18 protein-coding genes are annotated in these 15,128 nt (G+C 61.8%); 6 read left to right on the plus strand and 12 right to left on the minus strand.

Annotation, left to right across the window (positions count from 1 at the left end; genetic code table 11):
- Positions 1 to 34: 34 nt before the first annotated feature.
- From KGB28_RS31050 to KGB28_RS31080, 7 genes are read right to left on the minus strand one after another with little or no spacing between them, the layout of a single operon-like run.
- The gene (locus tag KGB28_RS31050; RefSeq protein ID WP_223449242.1) at positions 35 to 469 is read right to left on the minus strand and encodes a nuclear transport factor 2 family protein; all 435 of its coding nucleotides are present in this window, start codon (positions 467 to 469) and stop codon (positions 35 to 37) included.
- A complete protein-coding gene (locus KGB28_RS31055) occupies positions 466 to 855 on the minus strand; it encodes a steroid Delta-isomerase (RefSeq protein ID WP_223449244.1) in 390 nt (129 codons plus the stop codon). Before KGB28_RS31055 ends, KGB28_RS31050 begins: the two co-directional genes overlap by 4 nt.
- On the minus strand, positions 856 to 2,058 hold the full coding sequence (locus tag KGB28_RS31060; RefSeq protein WP_223449247.1) for an acetyl-CoA C-acyltransferase: 1,203 nt from the start codon (positions 2,056 to 2,058) through the stop codon (positions 856 to 858).
- 29 nt (positions 2,059 to 2,087) lie between these two features.
- Positions 2,088 to 2,546: a MaoC family dehydratase gene (locus tag KGB28_RS31065; RefSeq protein WP_223449249.1), complete on the minus strand. Its 459-nt coding sequence runs from the start codon at positions 2,544 to 2,546 to the stop codon at positions 2,088 to 2,090.
- Positions 2,547 to 2,548: 2 nt separating this feature from the next.
- Entirely contained in the window at positions 2,549 to 3,331 is a 783-nt protein-coding gene (locus KGB28_RS31070; RefSeq protein WP_046042769.1) for an SDR family oxidoreductase, read from the minus strand.
- Positions 3,332 to 3,344: 13 nt separating this feature from the next.
- Complete coding sequence (locus tag KGB28_RS31075) at positions 3,345 to 4,538, minus strand: acyl-CoA dehydrogenase family protein (RefSeq protein ID WP_223449251.1); 1,194 nt, start codon at positions 4,536 to 4,538, stop codon at positions 3,345 to 3,347.
- Positions 4,535 to 5,707: an acyl-CoA dehydrogenase family protein gene (locus KGB28_RS31080; protein ID WP_223449253.1), complete on the minus strand. Its 1,173-nt coding sequence runs from the start codon at positions 5,705 to 5,707 to the stop codon at positions 4,535 to 4,537. Before KGB28_RS31080 ends, KGB28_RS31075 begins: the two co-directional genes overlap by 4 nt.
- Positions 5,708 to 5,879: 172 nt before the next feature.
- On the opposite strand from KGB28_RS31080, the gene KGB28_RS31085 reads away from it, so the two are divergent.
- Positions 5,880 to 6,524 (plus strand): YceH family protein, encoded by a 645-nt coding sequence (locus KGB28_RS31085; RefSeq protein WP_223449255.1) that lies wholly within the window; start codon positions 5,880 to 5,882, stop codon positions 6,522 to 6,524.
- A 276-nt stretch (positions 6,525 to 6,800) separates the two neighbouring features.
- Here KGB28_RS31085 and KGB28_RS31090 read toward each other — a convergent pair whose 3' ends face one another.
- The gene (locus KGB28_RS31090) at positions 6,801 to 7,319 is read right to left on the minus strand and encodes a cupin domain-containing protein (protein WP_223449257.1); all 519 of its coding nucleotides are present in this window, start codon (positions 7,317 to 7,319) and stop codon (positions 6,801 to 6,803) included.
- 9 nt (positions 7,320 to 7,328) lie between these two features.
- Positions 7,329 to 8,147 carry a shikimate 5-dehydrogenase gene (locus KGB28_RS31095; RefSeq protein WP_223449259.1) on the minus strand — a complete coding sequence of 273 codons (819 nt, stop codon included), beginning with the start codon at positions 8,145 to 8,147 and terminating at the stop codon, positions 7,329 to 7,331.
- Between the two features lie 246 nt (positions 8,148 to 8,393).
- Here KGB28_RS31095 and KGB28_RS31100 point away from each other — a divergent pair, with 246 nt between their 5' ends.
- The 3 genes from KGB28_RS31100 to KGB28_RS31110 all read left to right on the plus strand — a co-directional run bounded on the left by KGB28_RS31100 (position 8,394) and on the right by KGB28_RS31110 (position 9,506).
- The gene (locus KGB28_RS31100; protein ID WP_223449261.1) at positions 8,394 to 8,768 is read left to right on the plus strand and encodes a hypothetical protein; all 375 of its coding nucleotides are present in this window, start codon (positions 8,394 to 8,396) and stop codon (positions 8,766 to 8,768) included.
- 236 nt (positions 8,769 to 9,004) lie between these two features.
- A complete protein-coding gene (locus KGB28_RS31105) occupies positions 9,005 to 9,199 on the plus strand; it encodes a hypothetical protein (protein ID WP_008052996.1) in 195 nt (64 codons plus the stop codon).
- Positions 9,200 to 9,314: 115 nt separating this feature from the next.
- Positions 9,315 to 9,506, plus strand: a complete 192-nt coding sequence (locus KGB28_RS31110; protein WP_223449263.1) for a hypothetical protein — start codon at positions 9,315 to 9,317, stop codon at positions 9,504 to 9,506.
- Here the strand turns inward: KGB28_RS31110 and KGB28_RS31115 are convergent.
- The gene (locus KGB28_RS31115) at positions 9,503 to 10,564 is read right to left on the minus strand and encodes an AI-2E family transporter (RefSeq protein WP_223449265.1); all 1,062 of its coding nucleotides are present in this window, start codon (positions 10,562 to 10,564) and stop codon (positions 9,503 to 9,505) included. The two genes, KGB28_RS31110 and KGB28_RS31115, sit on opposite strands and share 4 nt — an antisense overlap.
- A 164-nt stretch (positions 10,565 to 10,728) precedes the next feature.
- On the opposite strand from KGB28_RS31115, the gene yegQ reads away from it, so the two are divergent.
- The gene (yegQ, locus tag KGB28_RS31120) at positions 10,729 to 12,054 is read left to right on the plus strand and encodes a tRNA 5-hydroxyuridine modification protein YegQ (RefSeq protein WP_223449267.1); all 1,326 of its coding nucleotides are present in this window, start codon (positions 10,729 to 10,731) and stop codon (positions 12,052 to 12,054) included.
- 148 nt (positions 12,055 to 12,202) lie between these two features.
- On the opposite strand, the gene KGB28_RS31125 is transcribed toward yegQ, so the two are convergent.
- Entirely contained in the window at positions 12,203 to 13,066 is an 864-nt protein-coding gene (locus KGB28_RS31125) for a LysR family transcriptional regulator (RefSeq protein WP_223449269.1), read from the minus strand.
- A gap of 96 nt (positions 13,067 to 13,162) precedes the next feature.
- On the opposite strand from KGB28_RS31125, the gene KGB28_RS31130 reads away from it, so the two are divergent.
- On the plus strand, positions 13,163 to 14,074 hold the full coding sequence (locus KGB28_RS31130; RefSeq protein WP_223449271.1) for a DMT family transporter: 912 nt from the start codon (positions 13,163 to 13,165) through the stop codon (positions 14,072 to 14,074).
- A 156-nt stretch (positions 14,075 to 14,230) separates the two neighbouring features.
- Here KGB28_RS31130 and KGB28_RS31135 read toward each other — a convergent pair whose 3' ends face one another.
- The gene (locus KGB28_RS31135) at positions 14,231 to 14,941 is read right to left on the minus strand and encodes a FadR/GntR family transcriptional regulator (protein ID WP_056722458.1); all 711 of its coding nucleotides are present in this window, start codon (positions 14,939 to 14,941) and stop codon (positions 14,231 to 14,233) included.
- Between the last annotated feature and the right edge of the window lie 187 nt (positions 14,942 to 15,128).

Genomic DNA, 15,128 nt, shown 5'->3' on the forward strand with positions numbered 1-15,128 from the left:
GATGGGGTTGGGTCAGCTCTTGAGTGAGCAGCCTTCAGGAACGCGCCACTTCCGAGTGAGCGGTAAAACGGGTGGCGACGATCTTCCATTGGCCGGCGATACGCTGGTAACGGTCCTGATAGAACCCACCCAACTGCCGCGTCGCCCCGCTCTCGCCATCCAGGTTGAAATACCACAGAGCCCAACGGCCCTGGGCTTCACTCTCGCTCAGCACCTCGATTTCCGGGTTGGCGCCGTGATGCAGGTCGATCACCCGCTCATGGCAAGCCAGTTCGCGGTACAGCGCAACAAAACTGTCGCGCTCACGAAAGACCCCCAACGGCCCGTAATCGATCAGCACCTCACCTTCGGCAAAGCAGTCGGCAATCACCTCGACCTGCTTGAGATCACAGGCGTTGAGGTAGCGATGCTTGAGCTGGCGGATATCCTCCAGCGCTTCCAGGCGGGCGATCCGCTGCTCCAGGTTCATGCTGCACCTCGCGGGGTTACGTTAACTTCACTCCAGTAGGCTTTCATCGAACGGATCTTGCCGTCGGCATCGAACTCCATCACGTCGATCACATGCAGCGAGCACGGTTGCCCGCCCCACTCCATGTCGACCCGGAACGGCATCGCGCCGCAACCGTTGAGCGTCGCGCGCACCGGGCCGGTCCGGGTCGCCGAGACCTTCATCGCCCCCAGTCCCTCACGGTAAAAACGCGCGATGGCGTCGATGCCCTGCAACGGCGCGTGGCCGACCGGGTCTTCAACGGTGGCGTCATTGGCGTAGAGCGCGAGGATACCGTCGATGTCGCTGGCATCCACCAGCTCCACATAACGCGCCATGGTCGTCTGGATATGTTCTGCGCTGATCATTCAGACCACCTCGAACAGAGCAGCAGCGCCCATGCCGCCACCGATGCACATGCTCACCACCACATAACGCAAACCGCGGCGCTGACCTTCGACCAATGCGTGGCCAACCATCCGCGCCCCGGACATGCCGAACGGATGGCCGATGGAGATCGCCCCGCCGTTGACGTTCAACCGCTCGGCCGGAATGCCCAGGGTGTCGCGGCAGTACAGCACCTGACAGGCGAACGCTTCGTTCAACTCCCAGAGGCCGATGTGGTCCATGGTCAGGCCGTGGCGCTTGAGCAGTTTGGGGATGGCGTACACCGGGCCGATGCCCATCTCGTCGGAATTGCAGCCGGCGACGGCCATGCCGCGATAGATCCCCAGCGGTTCCAGGCCACGCTTCTCGGCCATTTTCGCGCTCATCAGCACCGAGGCCGACGCACCGTCGGACAGCTGCGAGGCGTTGCCGGCGGTGATGAAACGACCCTTGTCGCTCCACTGACCGCCCGGCCACACCGGCTCAAGCGCCTTCAGGCTCTGGAGGGTGGTGTCGATGCGGTTGCACTCGTCGCGCAGCAAGGTGACGGTTTCATAACGGGTTTCGCCGGTAGCCTTGTCGAACAGTGCCTTGCGGCTGGCCAGCGGCGCGAGCTCGCGGTCGAAGCGCCCGGCGCTCTGGGCCTGTGCAGTGCGCAGCTGGCTCTGGTAGCTGTATTCGTCCTGCTCGTCGCGGGAGATGCCGTAGCGCGCGGAGACGATCTCGGCGGTTTCGATCATCGGGATGTAAGCGTGCGGGTCCAGTTCGATCACCGAACCCGACTGATTGCGATACAGGTTCTTGTGCTTGTTCTGCACCAGGGAAATCGACTCCAGGCCACCGGCCACGGCGATGTCGATTTCGTCGCACATGATGCCCTTGGCGGCCATGGCGATACTCATCAGGCCCGACGAGCACTGGCGCTCGACGGCCATCCCGGCAACCGATGCCGGCAAGCCGCCGGCAATCGCGCACAGGCGGCCCAGGTTATAGGACTGCGTGCCCTGCTGCGCCGCGGCGCCGATGATCACGTCGTCCACTTCACCCGGCTCGATGCCGGCACGGCGCACAGCTTCGCGCACCACTTGGCCGCCCAGTTGCGGCGCTTCGGTGTCATTGAACGCACCGCGAAAGGCTTTGCCGATTGGAGTGCGGGCGGTCGAAACGATGACGGCTTCTTTCATGCTGGATTCCTCGAAAATGCTGTTGAAGGTCAGGCCGGGTAGTAACGACTGATGGTGTCGACCACGCAGCCGGGGCGCTCCTCGCCGTCGATTTCGACGCTGACGCGGATGGTCGCCTGTACGCCGCCTTTCACTTCCTCGACCGCGATCAGTTGCGCACTGCCACGCACCCGCGAGCCGACGCGCACCACCGAGGGGAAGCGCACCCGCTCACAGCCGTAATTGACGCCCATGGCCAGGCCACGGACCTCGACGATCTGCGGCAGGAACAGATTGACCAGCGACAGGCTCAGGTAGCCATGGGCAATGCAGGTACCAAACGGGCCGCTGGCGGCCTTGACCGGATCGACGTGAATCCACTGGTGATCACCGGTGGCGTCGGCAAACAGATTGATTCGGTCCTGATCCAGCAGCAGCCAGTCACTGGCGCCGAGTGATTCGCCCACGGCGTCGAACAAGGCCATCGGCGTGTCGAAAATACGTGGCATGGTCACGCCCTCTGGCTGGACACCGACAACACTTCGCCGGTCATGTAAGAGCTGTAGTCGCTGGCCAGGAACATCATCACGTTGGCCACTTCCCAGACTTCGGCAGCACGGCCGAACGCTTCGTTGGCGGCCAGTTGATCGAGCACCGCTTGGGGCGCGGATTTGCGCAGGAAATCGTGCAGGGCAATGCTCGGGCTGACTGCGTTGATGCGGATGCCGTAGTCGGCGGCCTCGACCGCTGCGCAGCGGGTCAGCGCCATCACGCCAGCCTTGGCGGCGGCGTAGTGCGCCTGTTCTTTCTGCGCGCGCCAACCCAGCACCGAGGCGTTGTTGACGATCACCCCGGCACGCCGCTCCATCATTTTCGGCAGCATGGCGCGGGTCATGCGCATGGTGCCGGTGAGCGTCACGTCGATGACCCGATTCCACTCTTCGTCGGCCATATCCACCAGCAAGCGCGAGCCGCCAAGCCCGGCGTTGTTGATCAGCACATCGACGCCTTGCAGGTCACGCTCGGCGCAGGCGATCAGCTGCTGCACCTGGGCTTCGTCGGCGACGTTGCAGACCTGGCCGAACACTTGTTGCAGCCCGGTGGTTTCACGAATCTTCAGCACCGCTTCGGCCAACCGGCCTTCATGGATATCGCTGATCATCAGCGCGCGGCAGCCTTCTTCGGCAGCGCGCACGGCGGCGGAAAAACCGATCCCGGCGCCTGCGGCGGCGGTGATCAGTACCGACTTGCCGCGCAGCAGGCCGCGACCTTCAACATATTGAGGTACAGACATGAACTCTCTCCTTTCAGGCGCGCGGACGCGGCTCTTTGGGCATACCCAAGGCACGCTCGGCGATGATGTTGCGCTGGATTTCGTTGCTGCCGCCGTAGAGGGTATCGGCGCGGCTGAACAGGTACAGCGACTGCAAACGGGTCAGTTGGTAAGGCGCGGCTTCGAGCAATTCCGCCTCGGCGCCGAGGACGTCCATCGCCAACTTGCCGAGGCTGGCATGCCAGGTCGACCAGAACAGCTTGTAGATGGTCGCCTCCTTGCGCAGCGAACCGTCCTGGCTACCCGAGAGCATGCGCAGCGAGTTGTAGCGCATGATCCGCAACCCGCTCCAGGCTTCGGCAAGGCGCTGACGCAGGATCGGGTCGCGGTCGGCGCCATTGGACTTGGCGATGGCGATGATTTCGTTGAGTTCGTTCTGGAACTGCATCTGCTGGCCGAGGGTCGAGACACCTCGCTCGAAACCCAGCAGCGCCATGGCAATCTTCCAGCCTTCGCCCGGCGCGCCAATGATGTTAGTGGCGTCGGTGCGGGCATCGTCGAAGAACACTTCGTTGAATTCCGAGGTGCCGGTCAGTTGCTCGATCGGTCGTACGGTGATTTCTGCCTGGGCCATCGGCACCAGCAAGAACGACAGACCGCGATGGCCGATGCTGCCCGGCTCGGTGCGGGCGATGACAAAACACCAGTCCGACTCATGGGCCAGGGACGTCCAGACTTTTTGCCCGTTGATCAGCCATTGACCGGACGCCTCATCCAGCGTTGCGCGGGTCTTGACGTTGGCCAGGTCAGAACCGGCGCCCGGCTCTGAGTAGCCCTGACACCAGAACGATGTACCGCTGACGATCCCCGGCAAAAACCGTTGTTGCTGTTCGACCGTGCCGAACGCGGCGATGGTCGGCCCGGCCAGGCCTTCGCCGATGTGCCCCATGCGGCCGGGACCACCGGCGCGGGCGTACTCCTCGTTGAAGATCACCTGCTGGGTGATCGACAGGCCGCGTCCGCCATGCTCCGGCGCCCAGCCGACGCAAGTCCAGCCGCCTTCGGCGAGTTTGCGCTCCCAGGCTTTGCGCTCTTCGGGAAACATGTGCTCGTCACCCGGGCCGCCGCGAAAGCGCAAGGCTTCGAACTCGCCGCAGAGGTTGGCGCTCATCCAGTCGGCGACTTCCCGACGGAAGCATTCATCCTGCTCGCTGAAACTGATTTTCATGGCTGCTCTCCCAGAATCACCGAAGCAATGCGCTCGCGATGCCAGGCCGGTAGCCCGAGGAAACTCTCGCTGGCGCGAGCGCGCTTGAAGTAGAGGTGCGGGTCGTATTCCCAGGTGAAACCGACACCGCCATGCAACTGGATCGATTCGGACGCGCAATAGAAGTAGGTTTCGGAGCACTGCGCCTTGGCCAGCGCCGCCGCCAGCGGCAGTTCGGCCGCGACCTGCGGATCACCCTGCGGGTCGAGGACTTCCTGGGCCACGCACGCGGCGTAATAACTGGCCGAACGCGAGCATTCGACTTGCAGCATCATGTCGGCGGCACGGTGTTTGAGGGCCTGGAAGCTGGCAATCGGGCGACCGAACTGCTGGCGTTCCTGCATGTAGGCCACGCTGAGGTCGAGCACCTGCTGCGCGCCTCCGGTCTGCTCGGCGGCCAGGCCGATGCAGGCCAGTTGCAGGACTCGCTCAAGGTGGGGCCAGCCATTGCCGAATTCACCCAGCAGGCAGTCGGCTTCAAGGTACAGGCCCTTGAGCTGGATCCGCGCCTGGCGCCGGGTCTGGTCCATGGTCGCCAGCATTTGCCGTTCGATGCCGGCCCGCTCGGCGCTCACGGCAAACAGGCTGATGCCCTTCTCGCCAGTGGTCCCGGGTTGTCGTGCGGCAATGATCAACAGGTCGGCGCCATGGCCGTCGAGCACATGCTTGAGGCTGCCGTCGAGGACGAACCCGTCGCCTTCGGCCACCACCGTTGCCTGGACATCGTCGGCCGACCAGCCGTTGGCACTGCTGAACGCCAGCGTTGCGGTCACGCTGCCGTCGGCAATCGACGGCAACCAGCGCTGCTTCTGTTCTTCATTGGCGGCCAGCAACAGCGCTGGGGTGGCCATGCAGGCGGTGGCGAAAAACGGCGAGCACAGCAAGCGCCGGCCCATCTGTTCCAGCAGGATCGTCAGCTCGACAAAGCCGAGGCCCAGGCCACCATAGGTTTCGGGGATATGAATGGCCGGCCAGTACATTTCCTGGCACAGACGCTGCCACAGGGTTTCGTCGAAACCCCGTTCGCTGACCATTGCCGCACGCACGGCGGCAGAATCCGAGACATCGGCGAGGAAGCCCTCGGCCGATGCGCGGATCATTTCCTGTTCGTCGCTGAATGCAAACTCCATCGCGGCGCCTTCTGCTCGTTTGGCGGGGCGCGCGTGGCGCAACACCCCTTTGAGCATGAAGTTTGGCGCCGCCCGGACGCGGCAGAATCGTTAGCCTTGCCTAGTCCGAACGGGCGATGTCAAAGTGCGCTTACGCAAGTGAAAAACATGAATCGGCTAAGGATGCAGAACCATGAGCACTGAGCAAGAGACGACGTTCGACGAGCCGCGGCTCAACAGTACGGAAATCCGCATTCTGGGTTCGTTGATCGAGAAACAGGCCACCAGCCCGGAAACCTATCCCCTGACCCTCAATGCCCTGGTGATTGCCTGCAACCAGAAAACCAGCCGCGAGCCGGTGATGAACCTGACGCCGGGCCAGGTCGGCCAGAGCCTGCGCGCGCTCGAAGGACGCGGCTTCGCCAGACTGGTGATGGGCAGCCGCGCCGACCGCTGGGAACACAAGGTCGACAAGGCCCTGGAACTGGTGCCGGCGCAGGTGATCCTCACCGGGCTGATGTTTCTGCGCGGCCCGCAGACCGTCAATGAACTGCTGACCCGCAGCGGCCGCATGCATGAGTTCGAAGATGCCGAACAGGTGGTGCATCAACTCGAACGCCTGATTGCCCGGGGTCTGGCGGTGCTGATTCCGCGTCAGGCCGGCCAGCGCGAAGACCGATACACCCACGCCCTTGGCGACCCGGCGGATATCGAAGCGATCATGGCGGCAAGGAACAACCCGGCCGAGCGTGGCAACAACGGGGTTTCGGTTGAACGGATCGAAGAACTGGAAGCACGGATTGCGGCGCTGGAAGAAAGGCTGGCTCGGCTGGAATAATCAGGCAGCAGAGATCCCAATGTGGGAGCGAGCCTGCTCGCGATGGCGGATTGTCAGTTACATCAATGCCGGATGGGCCGACGCTATCGCGAGCAAGCTCGCTCCCACAGTGGATCGTGGACTGGCTTGGCATTGGTGACCGACACAAAACCTGTGGGAGCGAGCTTGCTCCGGGCGGCGTTCCGACGATGGCGGTCTGTCAGTCACATCAATGCTGAGTCGACCATCGCCTTCGCGAGCAAGCCCGCTCCCACAGGGGTTTGGCGGTGTTTGCGCTTACTCGCCGTCCCAGTAATCCACCCCATCGGCCTGCCGGGCAACGGCAACAAAGCCTGACGCCTTACCCTCGGCATCCACCTTGAAGTCATCCATCACGGCGTATTTGCCGGAATCCGGGTATTCACAGATCTCTGGTGATTGCTGGGTGCTGACGGCCAGGTACCGCAACTCGCCGTTGCTGGTATTGATGATCTGATGCGCTTTTTCAGGCCCACCCGGTGGACAGGCGATCACATCACCGGCACGGATCGGAAAGCGTTCGGTTCCCAGGCGGACTTGCCCTTCCCCGGCCACGACGTAGAACATTTCCTCATTGACCCGATGACTGTGAAACGGGCTGCCGCGCATGCCTGGCTCCAGCACGTACAGGCGATAACCCAGCTTTTGCGCCCCCAGTTGCTGACCGACGCGGGCCAGGCGCTGTTGATAGCGACCGGCGGTTTCCCCGCTCGGCGCAAACGCTTCGGGCAGCGGTTCAAGTTCGACTGAATTCAGATTGAGAATGGGCGGATGCATGGACACCTCCTAGCTGCGGGCAAACGCCACTGCCTTCTGGAATTGCTCGTCTGTCGGCCGTACGCCGGTATAGAGCACAAATTGCTCCAGTGCCTGGATCGCGATCACTTCCAGCCCGGTGATGACCCGCTTGCCTTCGGCACGAGCACGCACGATCAGCGGTGTTTCCGAGGGAATCGCCACCACATCGAAGACAGTGTCCGTTTTTTCGATCACGTCCGGTTCAAAGGCCAGTTGATCGGCCTCCGGTCCTCCCGTCATGCCGATCGGGGTGACGTTGACCAGCATTTGCGGGCGACGACTCCCCAACTCTGCCTGCCACTCATACCCCAAAGACTGCGCCAGCGCCTGCCCGGCGCGCTCGTTGCGGGCTACGATCAGGCCGTTTTCATAGCCGCCATCGCGCAAGGCACTCGCCACGGCCTTGGCCATGCCACCACTGCCGCGCAAGGCAAAGGTCGAGTCCTTGGGCACCTGGTGTTTTTCCAGCAGCTGGGCAACGGCGATGTAATCGGTGTTGTAGGCCTTGAGATGTCCGTCGGTGTTGACGATGGTGTTGATCGATTGAATGGCGGCGGCCGATGCATCGAGTTCATCCACCAGGGCAATGCAGGCTTCCTTGAACGGCATCGACACGCCACAACCACGAATCCGCAGGGCGCGAATGCCGGCAACGGCACCCGTCAGGTCCTGGCTGGCAAAGGCCTTGTAGTAAAAGTTCAGGCCCAGCTGTTCATACAGATGATTGTGAAAACGCAGGCCAAAGTTCCCGGGGCGTCCTGAAAGGGACATGCATAGCTGGGTGTCTTTGTTGGGGTTCATCTGCATGGGCAAGCTCCTTCAAATGCACTTTTCGGATGGACGGGATTAGCCCTCCATCGGGTTCTGATCGATCATGTAAGTGTGTTAACGCGGGCTTACACGGGTCGGTAAGAAAGTCGGTACAGACCTTACACAAAATTTACCTCGCGGCCGTGCTGTTTTTCAGAAAAACGCTGTCTTAGAAGTATCCCCGCGACAATCCTTGGGTCTATTGCAGACACAAGCGCCGGGCTGAAGAACCGAGGAACTATCATGATCCGTAAAGTCCCCACAGTAGCCTTGCTGATCGGCGCCCTCGCTATCGCAGGACAGGCGCAAGCCGGTGGTGGTAATGACGCGGCGGTATTTGGAGCGATCGTCGGTACTGCCATCGTCGGCTCGGCTCTGATCAACGCCAACCGCCCGGTTTATGTTGCGCCGCAACCGGTCTACTACCAGCCCGCGCCGGTTTATTACGCACCACCGCCTCCGGTTTACTACCAGCCGGCCCCGGTCTACGTGCAACAACCGATCTACTACCGCTCGGCCCCGGTTTACTACGGCCCACCCCGTGGTTACTACGGTCCACCCCGTGGTTATTACGGCCCGCCACGGGGCTACTACGGCCCTCGCTACGGCCGCTGGTAACGAACTCATCCAGCCCCGCTGAAACAGCGGGGCTTTTTTATGCCCGTTTGTCGGTGCAGGTCTGGATAAATCTCGCCAAGGTCGCTATCGGGACAGTGTCCGCGGCAGAAATGGGCAAGATGGACTCGACCCGATTTCTGCCCTGCGGAAAAAAAACGGTCATATTTTTGTCATGACAGTTCCGCAAGCTAAGTGCTGTCCGTCGAAAACAGGTTGATAACAACAAGGACGACCACATGCCAACGCAAAACCCGCACCGCATCGTCGGTCTGTGCACCTCCAGCAAGGTGTACAACGCACTGACCGAACTCAAGCACCTGGAAGGTCATCGCAGCGCCAAGTTTCTCTCGCTGCTGACCCAAAGTCTGGTGCGCAAGGGCCTGCTCAACGAGCAGGAAGTGGTTCATATGCTCGACCAGGTGGTCAGCTGACCGACCAACGGTCTTTTGCCCCCTCTGGCATCAATGACCACTATCGAAAGCGTTGATTACCCCTCAAGGCACCCGGACCTTAAAGTAACTCCACAGATTGATGGAGGTACTTGTCATGTCCAAGGTTCAGATCATGTCCGTTATCGGCAGCGCCGTCCCCGCACCGCTCAGAGAGCTGGGCATGCTCGCCTGCTGGTATCTGGTGCAGGACGGGGTGCAGATCAGCGGCCCGCTCACTTCGCTGCCCGCCGCCCGGGAACTGTCGCAACGCATCGGCACCGGCCAGTCCGGCAGGCTCAACGCCTAAGGCAGCTGCACCCGCGGTTTGGTTTCAATGAAAATGGCCCAGCTCGACATGAACAGGGCCGCGATCAACGGGCCGATGACAAAGCCGTTCAGTCCGAAAACCGCCAGGCCGCCGAGGGTCGAGATCAGGATCAGGTAGTCCGGCATTCTGGTGTCCTTGCCTACCAGCAATGGCCGGAGCAGATTGTCCACCAGCCCGATCACGAAGACCCCGAACAATACCAGCACCACGCCTTGCCAGATCGCCCCGGTGAGCAGGAAAAACACCGCCACCGGCACCCAGACTATTCCCGCTCCCACCACCGGCAGCAGCGACAGAAACGCCATCAACACCGCCCAGAGCAACACGCTGTGGATGTCCAGAAACCAGAAAATCAAACCGCCCAGCGCGCCTTGGGTGATCGCCACCAGCAGGTTGCCTTTCACGGTGGCCCGCACCACAAGATTGAACTTGAGCTGCAAACGGCGTTTCTGCTGTTCCTGCAACGGCACCGCCGCACGCACCTTGCGCGCCAGTTCCGCACCGTCGCGCAGGAAGAAGAACAGCAAGTACAGCATGATGAAGATACTGACGATGAACTCGAACGTGCCTTGGCCGAAACTGAACGCCTGAGAGGCCAGCACCTGACCTCCGGTCATTGCGCTCTTGACGATTTTCTCTCGCAGCCCACTCAACTCGCCCATGCCGAAGCGATCCAGCAGATACTGGAAATACGGCGGCAGGCTGTGCTTGAACTGCAACACGTACCCGGCGATGTCGAGTTCGCCACTCTCGATGCTTTTGTAGAGTGCCGCGCCCTCCTGAACCAGCAAGGCGCTGATGATGATCACCGGCAGAATCGCGATGACCAGGCAAATACTCAATGTGCACAGCGACGTGAGGTTGCGTTGCCAGCCGAACTTCAGTTGCAGTCGGCTCTGCAGTGGCGCAAAGACGATGCCGAGGATCACCGCCCAGAACACCGCACCGTAAAACGGCAGCAGGATCCAGATGAAGGCAGCACTCACCAGCACCAGCAAAACCGTCAGCGTTTTGTCTTGCAGGGTCGTTTCGTTCATGTCCGATCCGTGCCAGCCAGTCAGGACGAAAAACTTTCGCCTTGATGTTTAGTCCGCTACGGCTCGCGCGAGTGCCATCGGTTTGTTGATCAGGCATAGATCCAGATCAATAAACCCTTGGCACAGGGCATTTACCCTGTGCGGCTTTTGCGACCGACACCGCCATGAACCTCACCGCGCCAGAACTGCTCGCCCCCGCCGGAACCCTGAAAAACATGCGTTACGCCTTCGCCTACGGCGCCGATGCCGTGTACGCCGGCCAGCCGCGCTACAGCCTGCGGGTGCGCAACAACGAATTCGACCACGCCAACCTGGTCCTCGGCATTCGCGAGGCCCAGGCTCAGGGCAAGCGCTTCTACGTGGTGGTGAACATCGCGCCGCACAACGCCAAGCTCAAGACCTTCCTCAAGGACCTTGAACCGGTGATCGCCATGGCCCCGGATGCGCTGATCATGTCCGACCCCGGCCTGATCATGCTGGTGCGCCGGCACTACCCGCAGATGCCGGTGCACCTTTCGGTGCAGGCCAATACGGTGAACTGGGCGAGCGTCGAGTTCTGGCAGCAGCAAGGCTTGAGCCGGATCATCCTGTCGCGGGAGTTGTCGCTGGAAGAGATTGCCGAGATCCGCGAGCAGGTTCCCGCCATGGAACTGGAAGTGTTCGTGCATGGCGCGTTGTGCATGGCCTACTCCGGACGCTGCCTGCTGTCGGGCTACATGAACCGGCGCGATGCCAATCAGGGCAGTTGCACCAATGCCTGTCGCTGGAAATATTCGGCGCAACCGGCCATGGAAAACCAGCTCGGCGAGATCGTCCAGTCATTCGACCCCGAGCCGACCCTGGGCATCGGCGCACCCACCGACCAGGTGTTCCTGTTGCAGGAAGCCAACCGTCCCGGCGAACAGATGCCGGCCTTCGAAGACGAACACGGCACTTACATCATGAACGCCAAGGACCTGCGCGCCGTGCAGCACGTCGAACGCCTGACGCACATGGGCGTGCACTCGCTGAAAATCGAGGGCCGGACCAAATCGCACTTTTACTGTGCGCGCACCACCCAGGTGTATCGCCGGGCCATCGACGACGCGGTGGCGGGCCGGGCCTTCGACCGCGGCCTGATGACCGACCTGGAGTCCCTCGCCCAGCGCGGCTACACCGAAGGTTTTCTGCGCCGGCATGTGCATGACGAATACCAGAACTACCAGAACGGCAGCTCGGTGTCGGAGCGCCAGCAGTTTGTCGGAGAGTTGACCGGCCAGCGCCGGGATCGACTGGCCGAGGTCAAGGTGAAGAACCGCTTCGGCCTGGGCGATCACATGGAGCTGATGACGCCCAAGGGCAACTTCCACTTCGATCTGCATCAGTTGCAAAACGCCAAGGGTGAGGCGATCGAGGTTGCACCGGGGGATGGGCATACGGTGTATTTGCCGATACCGGATGCGGTGGATCTGGAGTTTGGGTTGTTGATGCGGGATGTGAACGCGAACTGATCTTCAACTAAACAAAAAACACCTGTGGGAGCGAGCTTGCTCCGGGCGGCGTTCCGACGATAGCGGTGTATCAGTCAATATTGTTAGCGACTGACACTCCGTCATCGCGAGCAAGCTCGCTCCCACAGGTTCTCCCACAGGTTCTGCGTCAGGCAAACTCTTCGCGAAGCATCGCCACAAACGCCTCACGCGCCGGGTGCACCCCGGCGTTTTCGTGCCAGTAAAACAGGTTGTCGACGGCGGTCAGTTCGGGGAATTCAAACCCCGCGCACCCCGCGCCTTTGGCGTATTGGTCGAACACGCCTTTGGGCACCAGCGCCACGCCGGCCCCGGCGCTGACGCAACCGACAATCGCGCCATAACTGGCCAGGCTGACAATCGGCAGCGCCTGGCCCTGTCGCAACAGCCAATGCTCCAGCGCTGCCCGGTACGGACAGCCCTGGGGCCACATGAACACGGTCTGGTCCTGCAAATCGCTGACGCCCCGCAGCGGCCCCAGGGAGGTCGAGGCGATCAGCAGCAGCTCTTCGCGGTACATCGGCGTGCGCTTGAGGTGCGAACGCTCGACATCCACCGCCACGATGGCGCCGTCGAGCTTGTGGTTGAGTGTGTCGTCGAGCAACTGTCCCCAGGAGCCGGTGGTCAGCTCCAGCGCCACCTGCGGGAAACGCTTGTGGAATTTCGCCAGCAGGCGCGGCAATCGCCCGGTGGCCGACGACTCGATGGCCCCGATGCGCAACGGCCCCGAGGGCTCGGCCGAAGGGTCGACCGCACGCTTGGCCTCGGCGGTGAGGGCGAGAATTTTCGAGGCGTAGGCCAGGAAGGTTTGCCCCGACGGGCTGATGCGCAGCCCTCGGCCCTCACGCAGAAACAGCGCGACACCCAGTTCGGCCTCAAGGGCCTTGATCCGGGCCGTGATGTTCGACGGCACGCAATGCAACAGCTCGGCCGCGCGGGCGATGCTGCCGACATCGGCCACGGTCTTGAACATGCGAATCTGTGCCAGCTCCATACATCACCCACAGTGAACGATTAGCACAGTATAAGTCAGTTGTGGCGAACGATCAGCTTTCTGATACTCGGTGCATCCACCCACAGGTGCACGACCATGACGCCCCTCACACCCTCCCCCGTTTCCCCCTGGAAAATCATTCTGGCCATGGCCTTTGTCGTGGCGTGCTGGGGCTATTCCCCGACCGGCATCCATATCGGGCTGCTGGCCTACGACCCCGTACATCTGGCACTGCTGCGCTTCCTGCTGGCCTCTGTGTTCATGGCCGTGGTCGCGATGTTCAAGGGCATTCGCCTGCCGAACATCCGAGACTTACCGCTGATGTTCGGCCTAGGCTTCTTTGCCGTGAGCCTGCACCACGTGGCGATCAACTTCGGACAGCTGGGTGTCAGCGCAGGTGCTTCGAGCGTGTTGGCGCAGACCACGCCGCTGTTCAGCACATTGATTGCACGCTTCGTGTTCAAGGATCAGGTGAGCCTGTGGCGCTGGGGTTGTGTGCTGCTCGGGTTGTTGGGCGTGGTGATTGTGGTGGCGGGCGATCATGGCCTGGGCAGCATTGACGCCCACGGCTTGCTGATCCTGCTGGCGGCGGTGTCCTGGAGTCTCTACTTTGCCCTGCAAAAGCATCACACCGGGCGTTACGACGGCTTGACGCTGGTGTGTTACACGGTGTGGTCCGGCACGGCGCTGTTGCTGGTTTTCTTGCCTGGCCTGGTGGATCAAGTCGCCGTGGCGCCAATGCGCGTGCAGTTTGCGGTGATTGCCCTGGGGATATTCCCCAGTGCCCTGGCTTACCTGGCCTGGGCCTATGTGCTGGCGCATGTCGATTTGAGCCGGGCGACGATGACGCTGTATTTGACGCCGCCGACGGCGATGGTCATTGCGTCCTATGCGCTTGGCGAGCGGCCGACATTGATGATCGTGGTCGGGGGACTGGTGGTGTTGGTGAGTGTGCTGGCGTTGAATCTGGAGCGGCGGGCTGTGGTTGTTCAAGCTGCTCGGGTCTGATCCATTTATTTTGCTGCCTGGACTGACGCCTTCGCGAGCAAGCCCGCTCCCACAGGGTTTTATGGTTGCCGCAGTTCTTGAGCACGACCCAAAACCTGTGGGAGCGGGCTTGCTCGCGAAGAACGATGACGCGGTGCCACTGAAAAACAGCCAACCTCAACTAGCCGAAAACCGGTCACGACTGTTAGTCAGGTGCAGCCACATTGCCGCCCGCGCCGCGTCCGGGTCCTGGCGCTTGATGGCGTTGAGAATCGCCTCGTGCTCCAGGTTGGCCAACTGACCGAGCTTGCTCAAGTCCACCGCGCCACGCTCGGCGGCATTGACCCGGGTGCGTGGGATCATCGCACTGCCCAGGTGCTGCATGATTTCGGTGAAGCATACGTTGCCGGTGGCTTCGGCGATCAGCAGATGAAAACGCCGGTCCGCTTCGACACAGCTGTCGTTGTTGGCCAGCAGGCTTTGATAGTCGTCCAGCGCTTCACGCATCTGCGCCAGTTGCAGATCGGTGCGGCGAGTTGCCGCCAGCGCCGCCGCCTGGGTTTCCAGGCCCATGCGCAACTCCAGAATGCTGCGCACCCCCAACGCGGTATCGACATTCAGCCGCAGCCCCTGCTCCGGTGCGCGCTCGATCACGAACGTGCCAATGCCGTGCCGGGTTTCCACCAGCCCCGAGGCCTGCAGCTTCGAGATCGCCTCGCGCACCACCGTGCGACTGACCCCGTGTTCCTGAACGATGGTGTTTTCCGACGGCAGCTTGTCGCCGGGCAACATCTGGCCGAGCAGGATGCGCTGGGTCAGTTTCTCCACCAGGTCATGGGCCAGATTGTGGCTGCGCTTGCGGGCGGGTACTTCGAGGTCTTCTTGCATGGGGGTGTCCGGAAATCAGGGCTATCGAATCGTAGCACCGCACCGGGCGGGAATCCTGAAAAATCTCGCCAAACTTGTATGACAACACTCAACAACATGCCCATATTGAGCCACCCGAAAGACCATCCAGCACCACCAATAGAATAAACAACCCCATAAAAAGCGCTATTTTGTTGGACGAACGTGG

Origin of the sequence: Pseudomonas sp. BF-R-19 (assembly GCF_019956445.1) — a bacterium.
In the GTDB taxonomy this organism is placed as follows: Bacteria; Pseudomonadota; Gammaproteobacteria; order Pseudomonadales; family Pseudomonadaceae; genus Aquipseudomonas; species Aquipseudomonas fluorescens_BH.

Coding starts and splice junctions, on each gene's coding strand:
- KGB28_RS31075 (WP_223449251.1), bottom strand. CDS start 4,538: ATGAAAATCAGTTTCAGCGAGCAGGATGAATGCTTCCGTCGGGAAGTC.
- KGB28_RS31125 (WP_223449269.1), bottom strand. CDS start 13,066: ATGGAGCTGGCACAGATTCGCATGTTCAAGACCGTGGCCGATGTCGGC.
- KGB28_RS31115 (WP_223449265.1), bottom strand. CDS start 10,564: ATGAACGAAACGACCCTGCAAGACAAAACGCTGACGGTTTTGCTGGTG.
- KGB28_RS31060 (WP_223449247.1), bottom strand. CDS start 2,058: ATGAAAGAAGCCGTCATCGTTTCGACCGCCCGCACTCCAATCGGCAAA.
- KGB28_RS31065 (WP_223449249.1), bottom strand. CDS start 2,546: ATGCCACGTATTTTCGACACGCCGATGGCCTTGTTCGACGCCGTGGGC.
- KGB28_RS31070 (WP_046042769.1), bottom strand. CDS start 3,331: ATGTCTGTACCTCAATATGTTGAAGGTCGCGGCCTGCTGCGCGGCAAG.
- KGB28_RS31055 (WP_223449244.1), bottom strand. CDS start 855: ATGATCAGCGCAGAACATATCCAGACGACCATGGCGCGTTATGTGGAG.
- KGB28_RS31090 (WP_223449257.1), bottom strand. CDS start 7,319: ATGCATCCGCCCATTCTCAATCTGAATTCAGTCGAACTTGAACCGCTG.
- KGB28_RS31100 (WP_223449261.1), top strand. CDS start 8,394: ATGATCCGTAAAGTCCCCACAGTAGCCTTGCTGATCGGCGCCCTCGCT.
- KGB28_RS31095 (WP_223449259.1), bottom strand. CDS start 8,147: ATGCAGATGAACCCCAACAAAGACACCCAGCTATGCATGTCCCTTTCA.
- KGB28_RS31130 (WP_223449271.1), top strand. CDS start 13,163: ATGACGCCCCTCACACCCTCCCCCGTTTCCCCCTGGAAAATCATTCTG.
- KGB28_RS31105 (WP_008052996.1), top strand. CDS start 9,005: ATGCCAACGCAAAACCCGCACCGCATCGTCGGTCTGTGCACCTCCAGC.
- KGB28_RS31110 (WP_223449263.1), top strand. CDS start 9,315: ATGTCCAAGGTTCAGATCATGTCCGTTATCGGCAGCGCCGTCCCCGCA.
- KGB28_RS31080 (WP_223449253.1), bottom strand. CDS start 5,707: ATGGAGTTTGCATTCAGCGACGAACAGGAAATGATCCGCGCATCGGCC.
- KGB28_RS31085 (WP_223449255.1), top strand. CDS start 5,880: ATGAGCACTGAGCAAGAGACGACGTTCGACGAGCCGCGGCTCAACAGT.
- KGB28_RS31135 (WP_056722458.1), bottom strand. CDS start 14,941: ATGCAAGAAGACCTCGAAGTACCCGCCCGCAAGCGCAGCCACAATCTG.
- KGB28_RS31050 (WP_223449242.1), bottom strand. CDS start 469: ATGAACCTGGAGCAGCGGATCGCCCGCCTGGAAGCGCTGGAGGATATC.
- yegQ (WP_223449267.1), top strand. CDS start 10,729: ATGAACCTCACCGCGCCAGAACTGCTCGCCCCCGCCGGAACCCTGAAA.